The sequence below is a fragment of the Methylibium petroleiphilum PM1 genome, assembly GCF_000015725.1.
GTDB classification, from domain to species: Bacteria; Pseudomonadota; Gammaproteobacteria; order Burkholderiales; family Burkholderiaceae_C; genus Methylibium; species Methylibium petroleiphilum.
The window spans coordinates 617,415-632,575 of sequence record NC_008825.1; the positions used below are offsets into that span (position 1 = coordinate 617,415).

A 15,161-nucleotide genomic window follows, 5' to 3' on the forward strand; every position below is an offset into this window, starting at 1 on the left:
CGACCGGAGGCGCAGCGCGGACCCGCGTGAAACGCGCGACACTCGCCGCAACGCGACTCCCGGACGCCCGGCATGCCCCTGCAACTCCTGACCCCTCACAGCAAGGACCTCGGCGGCGGCTTCACGGTGCGCCGCCTGCTGCCGTCGGCCGCCCGGCAGGCCGTCGGCCCCTTCGTGTTCTTCGACCACTTCGGCCCGATCACCGCCGGCCCCGCCGACGACCACGACGTGCGGCCGCATCCGCACATCGGCCTGGCGACGGTGACCTACCTGTTCGAGGGCGCGATGCAGCATCGCGACTCGACCGGCGTCTCGCAGCGCATCGAGCCCGGGGCGATCAACTGGATGACTGCCGGCCAGGGCATCGTGCACTCGGAGCGCACGCCCGAGGACCTGCGCGGCGTCGCGCGGCGCAGCCACGGCCTGCAGCTGTGGGCCGCGCTGCCGGCCGAGCACGAGGAAACCGCGCCGCGCTTCGAGCACACGCCGGCCGCGCGGCTGCCGCAGCTTCAGGACGGCGGCGCCACGCTGCGGCTGCTGATCGGCCGCGCGCATGGCCTGGCCTCGCCGGTCGGCACGCTGTCGCTGACGCTCTATGTCGATTACGCGCTGGCGCCGGGTGCGGCGCTGGCGCTGCCGACGCCCGCCGAGGCCACGGAGCGCGCGCTCTACGGCATCGACGCGCCCTACGAGCTGGTGATCGACGGCAACGTCGCGCGCATCGAGCCGTTCACGTTGGCGGTGCTGCCGGCCGACGCGTCCACGGTGACGCTGCGCTCGGCCGACGGCGCTGCCGCGCGGGTGGCGCTGATCGGCGGCGCGCCGCTCGGGCCGCGGCACATCTGGTGGAACTTCGTGTCCTCGCGCAAGGAGCGCATCGCCCAGGCCGCCGACGACTGGGAAGCCGACCGCATGGGCCGCGTGCCGGGCGAGACCGAGCGCATCCCGCTGCCGGCGCGACGGCCGGCCTGAGCCGCGCTCTCAAGGAAACGCCGGGCCGCCCCAGGTTTCCTTGACCCCCGCGGGGGGCGGGCTGGGCGCAGACCAGCCCTTGGGGGGTGGTCAGAACCGGATGCTCGCGCCGCCGACCTGCCCGACGCGCAGCACGCACTCCAGGCCTTCGACGATCACCGCGTTCATGCCGAAGCTGATCGCGCCGCCCACGCGCTCGTCGGCGCGGTAGCCGGCCAGCGTGTCGCCGGGCTCGGTGCCCGGGACGCCGGTGGCCGGGTCGACGTTCGGGATCGGGCAGCGCGGGCAGGGCTTCACCAGCTTCAGGCGCACCGGGCCCTCGGGCGTGTCGAAGGCGATCTCGTCGAGGTGGTCCTCGCCGTGCGCGTCCAGGCCCGTCAGCACCAGGTTGGGCCGGAAGCGCTGCATCGTCACCGGCGGCAGGTCCTTCGCCGCCAGCCGCTCGTTCAGGCCGGCGAGCGAGGCCTCGGAGATCACCAGGATCGGATAGCCGTCGCTGAAGGCGTTCTCGGCCTCGATCGTGCCGGTCCAGGCGCGGTTCGACAGGCGCTTCTGCTCGGGGTCGAAGCGCACCAGCCGCAGCGGCTGGCGCAGGAAGTCGCTGAACCACTGCGCGGCCAGGTCGCCCATGTCGTAGGCGGCGACCTCGTCGTCCCACACGCGCACGCGGGTTGCGGCCTCCGCGGTGTCGAGCGCCAGATGCAGCGCCAGCATGCCGGGTGCGCGCAGCACCAGCTCGCTGTGGCGCAGCTCGGTGGCCACCAGCGCCATGCGCGGCAGCTCGCGCTGGCTGAGGAACTCGCCGTCGGCGTCGACCACCATCCAGGCGCGGTCGAACTCGAAGCCGGTCTCGATCAGCAGCACTTCCGGCAGGCTCACGCCTGCGCAGGACTTGACCGGGTGCACGTGCAGGCCGGCAATCGTCACGTCGATATCGCTCATCGCATCAGCGTCCGAACAGCTTCTTCAGCTCGTCCTTCGCCTTCTCCTTCGCCTTGTCGCGGGCCTGTTCCTTCACCGAGGGCGCCGAGGCGCCGCTGGCTGCGGCCGACGGCGCGGCGCTGCCGCCCAGCAGGCCACCCAGTGCGCCCTTGGCCCGGTCGCCCAGCGCGCCGCGGGCCGCGCCGCTCAACAGGTCGGCGCTCACCGCCGACCATTGCACCTTGTAGTCGACCGCCTCGAAAGGCCCGACCAACTGCACGGGCACAGTCACGCCCTTCAGCAACGCGAGATCGGCGCCGCCCTGGCCCTCGGCGGTGCCGGTGACGGTCGCCTTGGCGAGGTAGTCGACGCGGCCGCGGCCGATATCCACCAGCCCTTCGCCGCCCACGCGCAGGAACGGGCTCTTGCCCGACAGATCCTTGCTGCGCGCCACGCCGTCGGCGATGTCGAAGCTGGCGGAGATCTCCGAGAAGTCGGTCTTTTCCTCGGCGCTCGAGGCCTGTACGGCGTCCTTGTTCAGCGTGACCGCCGAGCGCCACTGCCGCAGCGTCTTCGCGAGGTTGATGCCGCGCACCGCGCCGTCGCGCAGCTGGAACGCGGCCTTGCCGTCGAGCGCCTGCTTGAGGCGCTGCACGCTGGCGCCCTGCGTCGTGACGTCGGCCGTCACGCGGCCCTTGCCCTCGAGCTTCCTGAACTGCGCCACGTCGGTCAGCAACGCGGCGATGTCGACGTCGGTCGCGTCGAGCTTCAGGCCGATGCGCTGCGCCGCCGGGTCAGCGGCCGCCTGCGCGCTGGCCTGGGCCGCGAAGCGCCCGCCCCAGGCGCGCCCGCTCAGGTCGCTGACGCGCAGCACGCCGCCGGCCAGCGTGGCCTCCAGCGCCGCATCGGCAACGCTGTAGGGCGGGTAGACCAGCGTGCCGGCGCGGAAACTGAAGCGGCCGTCGAGTGCCTTCAATCCGCCCAGATCGACCGGCGAGTCCGCGCCGGGCTTGGCGCCGGCCGGCGGGGGCTTCGGGCCGGTCGATGGCGCGACGAAGCGGGTCAGGTCCAGCGCCGCGAAGCGGGCCTGGGCATCGACGTAGGGCACCGGCTTCGACAGGTCGGCGCGGCCGCCGGCGGTGAACTTCTGGTCGTTGATCGCGCCGTCGAAGCGCCAGCTCGCGTCCTGGGCGCCGGCCTGGGCCTGGCCCTGCAGCGCCAGGTTCACCGGCGGCAGTGCCGGGTCGGTGAAGGCGAGCTTCAACTGCAGCGCATCGAGCGCGGCGGCCAGCGGCTGCGGTGCCAGCGTGAGGTCGCTGCGCACCTCGCCGTTCACGCTGCGGCCGGCGCCGCTGCCCTGGACGGCAAGCCGCAGCCCCGGCACGCGGATGCGTTCGAAGCGGCCGCTCGGCGCCTGTGATTCGAAGTCCATCTGCAGCTTGCCGACCGCCGGGCCGCCCTGCAGCGAGGCGCTGCCCTTCAATGCGCTGCCGTTCAGCGTATCGCCCGTGACCTCGAGTTTCGGCCAGGCGAGCTGGGCGGCCACGCTGTCCTCGCCGCGTTGGCCGGTCAGCTTGACGTCGAGCGCGTCGAGCCGCAGTGCGCGTTTCGGCGGATCCAGGCGCAGCGCGTCGAGCGCCACCGTGCTGTCCTTCAGCGCCACCCCCAGGCGTTCGCCCGACAGCGTGAGCCGAAGCTTGTCGGCCTGCAGCGCACCGCTCGGGCCGTCGTAGGCCAGCGTGCCGGCAAGGCGGGCATCGAGCTGCTTCACGTCGAAGCCGTCGCCGCGCAGCGACAGCGCCAGGTCGCGCAGCGCCACGCTGGCGGGCGCGCCGGCCGGCAGGCTCAGCTTCAGCTGCCCGGTGAGCTCGACGTCGGCGTTCAGCTTCGGTTGTGCCAGCGCGGCCTGGCCGACGAAGCGGATCGGTGACTCGGCGCCGTCGGCCAGGCGGCCGGTACGGAGCTCCTTGACGACGAAGCGGCCGTCGAGACCCAGTGGCACGTCCTTCACCGTCGCCTGCAGGTCCTTGAATTCGATCGCGCTGATATCGAATGCCAGCGCCTGGGAGGAGGCGTTGGCGGCGGGGGCGTCCTTCGCGTCGGTGGCGGGGCTCAGCAGGTCGTCGATGTTGCGGCGGCCATCGGCGTCGCGGCGGTAGTTCACGCGCACGCCGCGCGCCGACACGCGATCGACCGCCAGCCGCTGCTTCAGCAGCGGCATCACCTGCACCGCGAGCGTGGCTTCCTGCAGCGCAGCGAACTCGTCGGGGCGCCGGTGCTCGCTGAGCTTCACGTCGCGCAGCGTCACCTCGAGGCGGGGAAAGACCGACAGCCCGATCGGTCCGTCGATCGCCAGCGTGCGGGCCTTGTGCTCGCGCATCCAGTCGATCAGCAAGCCCTTGTAGCGATTGGGGTCGAAGCTTGCGACGAGGTAGGCCGCGGCGGCCACGGCCAGGCCCAGCAGCACGGCCAGGGCGATCAGCGAACGACGGAGCCAGACGGGCATGGCATGGGCCAGGGCAGAAGGCCCCGTGCAGTGGCGGTCGGGGCATTGTGCCGCCGGCCCTGTTGCAACGAGGGGCTCCCTACAATGTGAATCGCAATGAAGCATTTCGACGTGAGCGTGCGGGGCCGCGGCGCGGTGGGGAAGGCGCTGGCCTTGTCGCTCGCTCGCCTCGGGCTGCGCGTGGCACTGTCCGGTGCCCCGGCGCCCGAGGGCCCCGATGTGCGCACCTACGCGCTCGGCGCCCGATCGGTGGCCTTGCTGCAGCAGTTGCGGGTCTGGGAGGCGCTGCGTGCGGCCACGCCGTCGGCCGCGACCCGCGTGCTCGACATGCAGGTGGCCGGCGACGCCGGCGGCACGCTGGCCTTCAGCGCGTGGCAGCAGTGCGTCGGCGAGCTGGCATGGATCGTCGATGCCGCCGCGCTGGAGCGCGAACTGGCGACCGCACTGCGCTTCTCGCCGCACGTCGCGCTGCTCGACGAGGCCCCGCCGGCGGCGCTGGTCGCGCTGTGCGAGGGCAAGGATTCGCGTGAGCGCGAGGCGCTCGGCATCGAGGTCGAACGCCACGACTATGGCCAGCGCGCGATCGCCGCGCGGCTGGCCAGCGACCGGCCGCACCAGGGCATCGCCCGGCAATGGTTCCGCGCACCCGACGTGCTGGCGCTGCTGCCCTTCGACCTGCCGGGCGAGGCGGGCGGCTACGGCCTGGTCTGGTCGCTGCCGGACGCGCGCGCGGCCGAACTGCTGGCGCTGGACGACGGCGCCTTCGAGCGCGCACTGAACGAGGCCAGCCATGGCCAGGCCGGCCGGCTGGCGCTTCGCGGCGCCCGCGCGGCCTGGCCGCTGCGACTGGCGCGTGCGACGCGCTGGCACGGGCCCGGCTGGGTGCTGCTGGGCGACGCCGCCCACGTGGTGCACCCGCTGGCCGGCCAGGGACTGAACCTGGGGCTGGCCGATGTCGACACGCTGTGCGCGGTGATCGCCGAGCGCCAGCAGCACGAGGCCTGGCGCTCGCTGGGCGACGAACGGCTGCTGGCGCGCTACGCCCGCCGCCGCGCCGCTCCCACCTGGGCGATGGGCCGCGTGACCGACGGCCTGCTGCAACTTTTTGCCCACGAGAGTACCCCGGTGAAGGAACTCCGCAACCGCGGCCTGACTCTCGTGAATCACCTGCCGGTGCTCAAGCGCTGGCTCACCGACCGCGCGTTGCGGGGCTGACGCCCCTCCCTCCCGCGCGCACCGAGGATCACCATGAAGTTCAAGACAGCCGCGCTGGCGGCGGCAACGGTCGCAGCCATCGCCACCACCCTTGCGTTGACGGCCGTGGCCCAGGTGCCGCAGGAGGCGGCGATCCGCAAGGCGCTCGGCGAGCGCCTGAACAGCAGCGCGAAGATCGACGAGGTCAACAAGGCCCCGATCGCCGGCCTGTTCGAGGTGCGCATCGGCAACGACGTCTTCTACACCGACGCCGAGGGCGCCTACCTGATCCGCGGCGAGATCCTCGACCTGAAGACCAAGCGCAACCTGACCGAGGAGCGTGTCGCCAAGCTCACCGCGATCGACTTCGCCTCGTTGCCGCTGAAGGACGCGGTGGTCTGGAAGACCGGCACCGGCGCACGCAAGATTGCCGTCTTCGCCGACCCGAACTGCGGCTACTGCAAGCGCTTCGAGAAGGAGCTCTCGAACGTCAAGGACCTGACGGTCTACACCTTCCTGCTGCCCATCCTGGGCGGCGATTCGCCGGACAAGGCGAACGCGATCTGGTGCGCCAAGGACGCCTCGGTGGCGTGGCGCGCCTGGATGGTCGACGGCGTGCAGCCGCCCAAGCTGCTGGGCGCCTGTGCGTCGCCGGTGGAGCGCAACGTCGAGCTGAGCCGCAAGCACCGGGTCAACGGCACGCCGGCCATCGTGTTCGAGGACGGCACCCGCGTGCCGGGCATGCTGACGGCGCCGCAACTCGAGAAGCAGCTCGCCAGCGTCGGCAAGTCCTGAGCCGGGCGAGCGGCGTGCCGCCGCACGCGTGCGCGGCTGCGGCGACAATCCGCCCGCGCTCCGAACTTCCTCGATGGCCCCCGTGGGATCCGCCTCTTCCGCCGACGTCAACCTGCCTCCGCACCCGTTGGCGCTGCGCCTCGGCTATGCCGGCCTGATTCCCTTCGTGCTCGGCGCGCTGCTGACCTGGCTGGTGCGGCCCGATGCGCACCCCTACGTGACCGATGCGCTGGCCAAGTACGCGGCGCTGATCGTGTCCTTCCTCGGGGGCGTGCACTGGGGCCTGGGCCTGCGGCAGCGGGTGCCGTCGCCGAGCCGGTTCGCCTGGGCCGTGCTGCCGATGCTGCTGGCCTGGATCGCCGTGGTGATGCCGCCGTACGCCGGGCTCGCCCTGCTCGGTGCGCTGCTGGTGATCTGCTACCTCGTCGATCGCCGCATCTACCCGGCGCACGGCCTGGGAGCCTGGCTGGTGCTGCGCTTCCGGCTCAGCGCGGTCGCCAGCCTCAGCTGCTTCATCGCCGCGGCCGGCAGCTGATGCCCGCCGCCTCCCATTGCCTTCCGGAACCGAGTTCTCGATGATCCGTTACCGCCTCGAGGTGGCCGACGCCCTGGCCCACCAGTTCCGCGTCACCCTCACCATTGCGCAGCCGGCCGAAGAGCAGGCGCTGAGCCTGCCGGTGTGGATTCCCGGCAGCTACCTGGTGCGGGAGTTCGCCCGCCACCTGTCCCAGCTCGAGGCGCGCCAGGGCGATCGCAGCGTGCCCCTGATCCAGAGCGACAAGGCCGGCTGGGTAGCGCACTGCCGCGGCCGTGGCGCGCTGGTGGTGAGCTACGTGGTCTACGCCTTCGACACCTCGGTGCGCGCGGCCTACCTCGATGCCCGGCGCGGCTTCTTCAACGGCACCGGCGTGTTCCTGCACGTGCACGGCCGCGAGCACGAGCCGCACCGGCTGCGGATCGCCGGGCTGCCCAGGGGCTGGCAGGTCGCGACAGCGCTGCCGCTCGCCGGTGCCGACCACGAGGCGGCCGACTACGACGAACTGGTCGACCACCCGGTGGAGCTGGGCCGCTTCTGGCGCGGCAGCTTCAAGGCGGCGGGGGTGCCGCACGAGTTCATCGTGGCTGGAGCGCTGCCCAGCTTCGACGGCGAGCGCCTGCTGGCCGACACCCGGCGCATCTGCGAGGCGCAGATCGCCTTCTGGCACGGCGGCAAGAAGCCGCCGTTCAAGCGCTACGTCTTCCTGCTCAATGCGGTGGACGACGGCTACGGCGGCCTGGAGCACCGCGCCAGCACCGCGCTGATCGCCAACCGCCGCGACCTGCCGCGCAGCGGCATGAAGTCGGCGGGCGATGGCTACGTGACGTTGCTGGGCCTGATCAGCCACGAGTACTTCCACACCTGGAACGTCAAGCGGATGCGGCCGCGCGACTTCGAGCGCTACGACTACACGCGCGAGAACTACACCGAGCTGCTGTGGTTCTTCGAGGGCTTCACGTCCTACTACGACGACTTGGTGCTGCGGCGTACCGGCCTGATCGACGAGGCACGCTACCTCAAGCTGCTGGCCAAGACCGTCAACAACGTGCGCGGCACGCCGGGGCGCACGGTGCAGAGCGTGGCCGAGGCCAGCTTCGACGCCTGGGTCAAGTACTACCGGCCCGACGAGAACACCGTCAACGCCACGGTCAGCTACTACACCAAGGGCTCGCTGGTCGCGCTGGCGCTCGACCTGACGCTGCGCAGCGAGGGCGCCGGCACGCTCGACGACGTGATGCGCGGCCTGTGGGTGCGCAGCGGCGGTGGGCCGATCACCGAGACCGACATCGCCGCGGTGCTGGCCGAGGTCGGTGGCCGCTCTCTGGCGAGCGAATTGACCGCCTGGGTGCACGGCACCGGCGAACTGCCGCTGCAGCCGCTGCTGGCGAAGTTCGGCGTGGCCTGGAGCGAAGAGCTGCCCGTGCTGGCGCAGCGGCTCGGCGCGCGGCTCAGCGACAGCGGCGGCCTGCTGAAACTGCAGTCGGTCCTGCGCGGCGGCGCGGCCGAGCGCGCCGGGCTGGCGGCCGGCGACGAGCTGGTGGCACTCGACGGCTGGCGCCTCAAGCGCATCGACGACCTGAGTGCCCTGCAGGCCTGCGAGCGCCCGATGCCGCTGCTGGCGGCACGCGACCAGCGTCTGCTGGCTCTGACGCTGCCGGCGGCGCAGGCCGGCGGCGCGGTGACGCTGGTCGCGGCAGCGCAGGCCGACGCCGGAGACCGTGCGCGCCGCCACGCCTGGCTCGGCGGCGCCTGACCGTCCGGCCGTGAGCACCAGCTCGCAGCCTGCGCGCCGGCCGGTGCGGCGCGGCGTCTTTGCGCTGCTGGCCGGCCTCAGCCTGCTGCTGCACCTGTGGCTGGCCGATCGCATCGGCGGGCTGCTCGGTGAGGGCGCGGCCGCTGCGGACAGCCCGCCCCGGATGCAGGCCGCCTTCGTACGCGAGCTGCAGCCGGCAGCACCTCCGGCCGTTGCCCCGGCCCCGGCCGCACCGGCGCGACGTGCGGCCCCGGCCGCGCCGGAGGCGACACCGGTACCGGCGTCGGCGCCACAACCCGGGCCGGTCGATCCCGTCGACCCGATCGCCGACAGCGCGCCCGCGCCCGCGTCGGCGCCGGACGCCGCTGTGGCCGAGTCGATGCCGGCGCCGGCACAGGCCGATGACGCAGCGGCGGCGGCCGTGTCCGAAACGGCCGCGAGTGCGCCCACCGGTCCGCTGCCGGGCCCACCCTCCTTCGCCTGGCCGGCGTCGACCCGCCTGAGCTACACACTCACCGGCTACGTGCGCGGCGAGGTGCTCGGCACCGCGCAGGTCGAGTGGCTGCGCGACGGCGACCGCTACCAGGTGCACCTGGACGTGGTCGTCGGGCCGGGCTTCGCCCCCCTGATGCAGCGGCGCATGACGAGCGACGGCGAGATCACCCCGCAGGGCCTGGAGCCGCGCCGCTACGACGAGCGGACCCAGGTGGCCTTCGGCCGCACGCGAACGGCCAGCCTGCACTTCGACGCCGACGGCGTGACGCTCGCCAACGGCCAGCGCCATCCCGGTCTGCCGGCGCTGCAGGACACCGCGAGCCAGTTCGTGCAGCTGACCTACCTGTTCACCACCGGCGCCGAGCGCCTGCAGCCCGGCGGACGCATCGAGATGCCCCTGGCGCTGCCGCGGCGCGTGGACCGCTGGGTGTACGACGTGATCGGCGAGGAGGTCCTGGCCACCCCGTTCGGTCCGGTGCCGGCCTGGCATCTGCGGCCGCAGCGGGAAGGCGACGCCAGTTCGCTCAGCATCGAGGCCTGGTTCGCGCCCAGCCTGCAGTACCTGCCGGTGCGCATCGTGATCCGTCGCGGGACCGATGAATTCATCGACCTGATGATCGAGCGCCTGCCCCTGCAGGCCGCCGACGAGCCCTTGGGCGGATCGGCGCTGCGCTGACCGTTCAGCTGCCGGTGCGGGCGAGGCCGACGTGCTGCTCGAACTCGGCCGCCTTCGCCTCGCCGAGCTGCTGGCGGACGACGGTGACGGCCAGCGCGAGCGCGGCCTGCATCGCCTCGGGCGTCTTGGCCTTCTCGACACGGATGTTCGTCGAATCGGCGTAGGGGCCGAGGTGCGCGCTCATCCAGCGCACGGCCCGTTGCCGCGTCTCCTGGAGTGTCAGCACCACGGCATTGACCAGCGGCGTCGCCGGGGCGGCTTCGGCCGGTAGCACCACATGCACCGCCGTGACGGCGATCACCTCGATATGACCCTGCTCGAGCAGCGCCTGCAGCGTGTCGTCGGCGGGTGGGGCGATCAGCTTCCTGAGTTCTTCGTCCGAGCGCTTGCCGTCGACGAGGATCAGTGCCTGACGCAGGCGCGGCACCAGCCGCAGTGCGCGGGTGGCAATCTCGTTGCGACCTTGTTCCGTCTTGCGGTAGATGGTGCTCATGCGTTCCGACGAAGAAAACTTCGCAAGTTTGTAAGACTAGCGCAAGCTGATGTCCCCGGCTGCGTCACCCGGTCGGCTGCGCAGCAGCAGGTGCGAAGGACAGCACGCCGCTGCCCGTTACAGTGTCACCTACTGCGAAAGGACGCCCTGACATGGACTACCAGCATCTGCTGACCGAAGTGCGCGGCAGCGCCGCGCTGAAGACCGGGTGGATCACTCTGAACCGGCCCAAGGCGCTGAATGCGCTCAACGATGCGCTGATGGACGAACTGGGCGACGCGCTGCGGGTCTACGATGCCGACGCCTCGATCGGCTGCGTGGTGATCACCGGCAGCGAGAAGGCCTTCGCCGCCGGCGCCGACATCGGCGGCATGGCGTCGCAGACCTACATGGACGCCTACAAGGGCGACTTCATCACCCGCAACTGGGAGGCGGTGCGCAGCGTGCGCAAGCCGGTGATCGCGGCAGTGGCCGGCTACGCGCTGGGCGGTGGCTGCGAGCTGGCCATGATGTGCGACCTGATCATCGCCGCGGACACGGCGCGCTTCGGTCAGCCGGAGATCAAGCTCGGCATCATCCCCGGCGCTGGCGGCACGCAGCGGCTGCCGCGGGCGGTCGGCAAGGCCAAGGCGATGGACCTGGTGCTGACGGCACGCATGATGGATGCGGCCGAGGCCGAGCGCGCCGGCCTGGTGTCACGCGTGGTGCCGGCCGATCGCCTGCTGGCCGAGGCCCAGGAGGCGGCGGACGCGATCGGCGCGATGGGGTTGCCGGCCATCCTGGTGGCCAAGGAGTGCGTGAACCGCGCCTACGAGTCGCCGCTGTCGGACGGCGTGTGGTTCGAGCGGCGCATGTTCCAGTCGCTGTTCGGCACCGAGGACCAGAAGGAAGGCATGGACGCCTTCGCGAACAAGCGCAAGCCGGTGTTCCGTCACCGCTGAGCGGCAGCGCGCTCGTCCTCCAGGATCTGCGCGAACTCCTCGTCGGTGAACAGCCTCGACCGGGTGTGGAAGGCCTTGCCTTCCGGCCCCTCGAGCGAGAAGGTGCCGCCGCCGTGGCCGTCGATCACGTCGATGATCAGCTGGGTGTGCCGCCAGTACTCGTACTGCGACTTGCTGATGTAGAACGGGCAGCCGCCGATGTCGCCGAGGTACACGTCACCGGCACCGATGGTGAGTTCGCCCGGCAGGTAGCAGTTGGCGGCGCTGTTGTCGCAGCATCCGCCCGACTGGTGGAACATGAGTTCGCCATGTTTCCGCTTGAGCAGCTCGATGAGCTCGACCGTCGCGGGTGTGGCAATGACTTTGTCGACCATGTGGATCACCCATGGAAAAAGGGGGTGGATGCCCACCCCCTCTGGTTTGCAGGCGCAGCGCCGGCTTCGCGATCAGAAGAAGCCGAGCTTGTTCTCGCTGTAGCTGACCAGCAGGTTCTTGGTCTGCTGGTAGTGGTCGAGCATGACCTTGTGGTTCTCGCGGCCGATGCCCGACTCCTTGTAGCCGCCGAAGGCGGCGTGCGCGGGGTAGGCGTGGTAGCAGTTGGTCCACACGCGACCGGCCTTGATGGCGCGGCCCATACGGTAGGCCACGTTGCCGTTGCGGCTCCACACGCCGGCGCCCAGGCCGTACAGCGTGTCGTTGGCGATGGCGAGGGCTTCCGCCTCGTCCTTGAAGGTGGTCACGGCCAGCACCGGGCCGAAGATCTCCTCCTGGAAGATGCGCATCTTGTTGTGGCCCTTGAAGATGGTGGGCTGCACGTAGTAGCCGCCGTCGAGGTCGCCGCTCATCTGGGCCTGCTGGCCGCCGATCAGCACCTGCGCGCCTTCCTGCTTGCCCAGGTCGAGGTAGGACAGGATCTTGGTCAGCTGTTCCTTCGAGGCCTGCGCGCCGATCATCGTGTCGGTGTCGAGCGGGCTGCCCTGCTTGATCGCGGCCACGCGCTTGAGGGCGCGCTCCATGAACTTGTCGTAGATCGACTCGTGGATCAGCGCGCGCGACGGGCAGGTGCAGACCTCGCCCTGGTTGAACGCGAACAGCACCAGGCCCTCGATCGCCTTGTCGAGGAAGGCGTCGTCCTTGTCCATCACGTCGGCGAAGAACACGTTCGGCGACTTGCCGCCCAGCTCCAGCGTGGCCGGGATCAGGCTGTTGGCGGCGGCCTGCGCGATCACGCGGCCGGTGGAGGTGGAGCCGGTGAAGGCGATCTTGGCGATGCGCTTGCTGGTGGCCAGCGGCATGCCGGCTTCACGACCGAGGCCGTTGACGATGTTCAGCACGCCCGGCGGCAGCAGGTCGGCGATCAGCTCGGCCAGCACCAGGATGCTCACCGGGGTCGACTCGGCCGGCTTCAGCACCACGCAGTTACCGGCGCCCAGGGCCGGCGCCAGCTTCCAGGCGGCCATCAGGATCGGGAAGTTCCAGGGAATGATCTGGCCGACGACGCCGAGCGGCTCGTGGAAGTGGTAGGCCACCGTGGTTTCGTCGATCTCGCTGACGCCGCCTTCCTGCGCGCGCACGCAGCCGGCGAAGTAGCGGAAGTGGTCGGCGCTCAGCGGGATGTCGGCGTTGAGCGTTTCGCGCATCGGCTTGCCGTTGTCCACCGATTCCGCGTAGGCCAGCAGTTCCACGTTGGCGTCGATGCGGTCGGCGATCTTCAGCAGCACGTTGGCGCGCTCGGCGGCCGAGGTGCGGCCCCACTTGTCGGCGGCGGCGTGGGCGGCGTCGAGCGCCAGCTCGATGTCCTCCGGGCCCGAACGGGCGGCGCGGGTGTAGGTCTTGCCGGTGATCGGCGTGATCACGTCGAAATACTGTCCCTTCACGGGGGCCACGAACTTGCCGCCGATGAAGTTGTCGTACTGGGCCTTGAAGGCGACCTTGGAATCGGAGGAGCCGGGAGGGGCGTAGCGCATGGGGTGTCTCCAAAGAAAGTGGGATGAGCGGGTAATCCGTCGTTTGCGACTGCAGGGGCCGCGTGCCGGTTGCCTTGGGGTCTGACAGGGCAGGGTTCGTGCCACGCGGCACACGGGGCCGCGCAACGACCGATCCATTGCAGTAATCGCGAAGAAGGATTGCTACCGGCTGCGCCATCCAGGGTCGCGGCGGCGTCACTTGCTACCTGGTGGAGCAACAGCGGAGCAGGCGCGCAGGAAATCAACCTATGCGATCAACTGCATAGGATGAGGCGACGAAGATCCGCATCGATGCGGGCATCGGCGCCCTGCATCGATGCGACGCCGTGGCGTGCGCGGTTCGGCTCGGCTCAGCCCTCGCGCCGCAGCGCGGGGAACAGGATCACGTCGCGGATGTTCGGCGAGTCGGTCAACAGCATCATCAGTCGGTCGATGCCGATGCCGCAGCCGCCGGTGGGCGGCAGGCCGTGCTCGAGCGCGCGGATGTAGTCGGTGTCGAAGTACATCGCCTCCTCGTCACCGGCGTCCTTGTTCGAGGCCTGGGCCGCGAAGCGCGCGGCCTGGTCCTCGGGGTCGTTGAGCTCCGAGAAGCCGTTGCCGAACTCGCGGCCGGTGATGAAGAGCTCGAAGCGCTCGGTGATCGTCGGGTCGGCATCGGAGGCGCGGGCCAGCGGCGACACCTCCACCGGGTAGTCGACGATGAAGGTCGGCTGCCACAGCTTTTCCTCGACGGCCGCCTCGAACAGGCCGAACTGCAGTTCGGCGAGCGACCAGTGCGCCGGAGCCTTCTCGCCATGCGCTTCGAGCTTCGCGCGCAGCACCGTGGTGTCGGCGGCTTCCGCCGCGCTCAATCCTGCATGGGCGATCAGCGAGTCGCGCACCGAGAGCCGCGCGAACGGCGATTCCAGGTCGACGGCCTGCCCACCGTAGGCGAGCTGCGCCGTGCCCACCGCCTTGCGCGCGGCGTGGCGCAGGATCTGCTCGGTGAAGTCCATCAGGTCGTGGTGGGTCCAGTAGGCCGCGTAGAACTCCATCATCGTGAACTCGGGGTTGTGCCGGACCGACACGCCCTCGTTGCGGAAGTTGCGGTTGATCTCGAACACCCGCTCGAAGCCGCCCACCACCAGCCGCTTCAGGTAGAGCTCGGGCGCGATGCGCAGGAACATCTGCTGGTCGAGCGCGTTGTGGTGCGTCACGAAGGGCTTGGCGTTCGCGCCGCCGGGGATGGGGTGCAGCATCGGCGTCTCGACCTCGAGGAAGCCGTGCTCGACCATGAACTGCCGGATCGAGCTCACGGCCTTGCTGCGCGCGCGGAAGCGCTCGCGCGAGGCCTCGTCCATGATCAGGTCGACCTCGCGCTGGCGGTACTTGAGCTCCTGGTCGGCCATGCCGTGGAACTTGTCGGGCAGTGGCCGCAGGCTCTTGGTCAGCAGCCGGATCGTGCCGACCTTGAGGCTCAGCTCGCCGGTGCGGGTCTTGAACAGCGTGCCCTCGGCGCCGAGGATGTCGCCCAGGTCCCAGTGCTTGAAGGCGGCCAGCGCCTCCGGGCCGACGGCGTCGGACGTGATGTAGAGCTGGATGCGGCCCGAGCCGTCCTGCAGCGTCGCGAAGCAGGCCTTGCCCATCACGCGCTTGAGCATCATGCGGCCGGCGATGCGGGCCGGGATGGCCAGCGCCTCCAGCTCCTCGGCGCTCTTGCCCTCGTGCAGGCGGTGCAGGTCGACGGCATGGTCGCCCGGCTTGAAGTCATTGGGGAAGGCGGCTCTCCCCGTGGCCTGGGCCTGCGCACGCAGTGCAGCGAGCTTCTCGCGGCGTTCGGCGATCAGCTGGTTGTCGTCGGTGCCGGGCGTGGCGGCGTTCGGGGGCGTGGTGGTCATGGGGTGGTCCTGGGAGCGGCGGCACGCGGGCAG

At 71.0% G+C, this 15,161-nt stretch carries 13 protein-coding genes; 7 read left to right on the top strand and 6 right to left on the bottom strand.

The genetic code is table 11. The features are described 5' to 3' along the window. Nucleotides 1-72 precede the first annotated feature (72 nt). Complete coding sequence (locus MPE_RS02955) at nt 73-972, top strand: pirin family protein (RefSeq protein WP_011828188.1); 900 nt, start codon at nt 73-75, stop codon at nt 970-972. Nucleotides 973-1,062: 90 nt separating this feature from the next. Here MPE_RS02955 and MPE_RS02960 read toward each other — a convergent pair whose 3' ends face one another. Together MPE_RS02960 and MPE_RS02965 are read right to left on the bottom strand one after the other, a co-directional pair. Beyond that, nucleotides 1,063-1,914, bottom strand: coding sequence for an MOSC domain-containing protein (locus MPE_RS02960; RefSeq protein WP_011828189.1), 852 nt, complete (start codon nt 1,912-1,914; stop codon nt 1,063-1,065). A 4-nt stretch (nt 1,915-1,918) separates the two neighbouring features. Next, a complete protein-coding gene (locus MPE_RS02965; protein ID WP_011828190.1) occupies nt 1,919-4,399 on the bottom strand; it encodes an AsmA family protein in 2,481 nt (826 codons plus the stop codon). A gap of 96 nt (nt 4,400-4,495) precedes the next feature. Here MPE_RS02965 and MPE_RS02970 point away from each other — a divergent pair, with 96 nt between their 5' ends. From MPE_RS02970 to MPE_RS02995, 5 genes are all read left to right on the top strand, one after another. After that, nucleotides 4,496-5,614: an FAD-dependent monooxygenase gene (locus MPE_RS02970; protein ID WP_011828191.1), complete on the top strand. Its 1,119-nt coding sequence runs from the start codon at nt 4,496-4,498 to the stop codon at nt 5,612-5,614. Nucleotides 5,615-5,647: 33 nt separating this feature from the next. After that, a complete protein-coding gene (locus MPE_RS02975; protein WP_011828192.1) occupies nt 5,648-6,388 on the top strand; it encodes a DsbC family protein in 741 nt (246 codons plus the stop codon). A 73-nt stretch (nt 6,389-6,461) separates the two neighbouring features. Then, nucleotides 6,462-6,923, top strand: a complete 462-nt coding sequence (locus MPE_RS02980) for a DUF3429 domain-containing protein (RefSeq protein ID WP_011828193.1) — start codon at nt 6,462-6,464, stop codon at nt 6,921-6,923. Nucleotides 6,924-6,963: 40 nt separating this feature from the next. Next, nucleotides 6,964-8,679 (top strand): M61 family metallopeptidase, encoded by a 1,716-nt coding sequence (locus MPE_RS02985; RefSeq protein ID WP_011828194.1) that lies wholly within the window; start codon nt 6,964-6,966, stop codon nt 8,677-8,679. A gap of 10 nt (nt 8,680-8,689) precedes the next feature. Beyond that, a complete protein-coding gene (locus tag MPE_RS02995; protein WP_148210878.1) occupies nt 8,690-9,850 on the top strand; it encodes a DUF3108 domain-containing protein in 1,161 nt (386 codons plus the stop codon). Nucleotides 9,851-9,854: 4 nt separating this feature from the next. Here MPE_RS02995 and MPE_RS22615 read toward each other — a convergent pair whose 3' ends face one another. Further along, nucleotides 9,855-10,343, bottom strand: a complete 489-nt coding sequence (locus MPE_RS22615; protein ID WP_011828196.1) for a hypothetical protein — start codon at nt 10,341-10,343, stop codon at nt 9,855-9,857. Between the two features lie 152 nt (nt 10,344-10,495). Here MPE_RS22615 and MPE_RS03005 point away from each other — a divergent pair, with 152 nt between their 5' ends. Beyond that, complete coding sequence (locus tag MPE_RS03005) at nt 10,496-11,284, top strand: enoyl-CoA hydratase (RefSeq protein WP_011828197.1); 789 nt, start codon at nt 10,496-10,498, stop codon at nt 11,282-11,284. On the opposite strand, the gene MPE_RS03010 is transcribed toward MPE_RS03005, so the two are convergent. The 3 genes from MPE_RS03010 to lysS all read right to left on the bottom strand — a co-directional run bounded on the left by MPE_RS03010 (nt 11,275) and on the right by lysS (nt 15,128). Then, nucleotides 11,275-11,658, bottom strand: a complete 384-nt coding sequence (locus MPE_RS03010; RefSeq protein WP_011828198.1) for a DUF779 domain-containing protein — start codon at nt 11,656-11,658, stop codon at nt 11,275-11,277. The two genes, MPE_RS03005 and MPE_RS03010, sit on opposite strands and share 10 nt — an antisense overlap. Nucleotides 11,659-11,730: 72 nt before the next feature. Beyond that, a complete protein-coding gene (gene adh / locus MPE_RS03015; protein WP_011828199.1) occupies nt 11,731-13,251 on the bottom strand; it encodes an aldehyde dehydrogenase in 1,521 nt (506 codons plus the stop codon). A 350-nt stretch (nt 13,252-13,601) separates the two neighbouring features. Next, on the bottom strand, nt 13,602-15,128 hold the full coding sequence (gene lysS / locus MPE_RS03020; protein ID WP_011828200.1) for a lysine--tRNA ligase: 1,527 nt from the start codon (nt 15,126-15,128) through the stop codon (nt 13,602-13,604). Nucleotides 15,129-15,161: the final 33 nt, after the last annotated feature.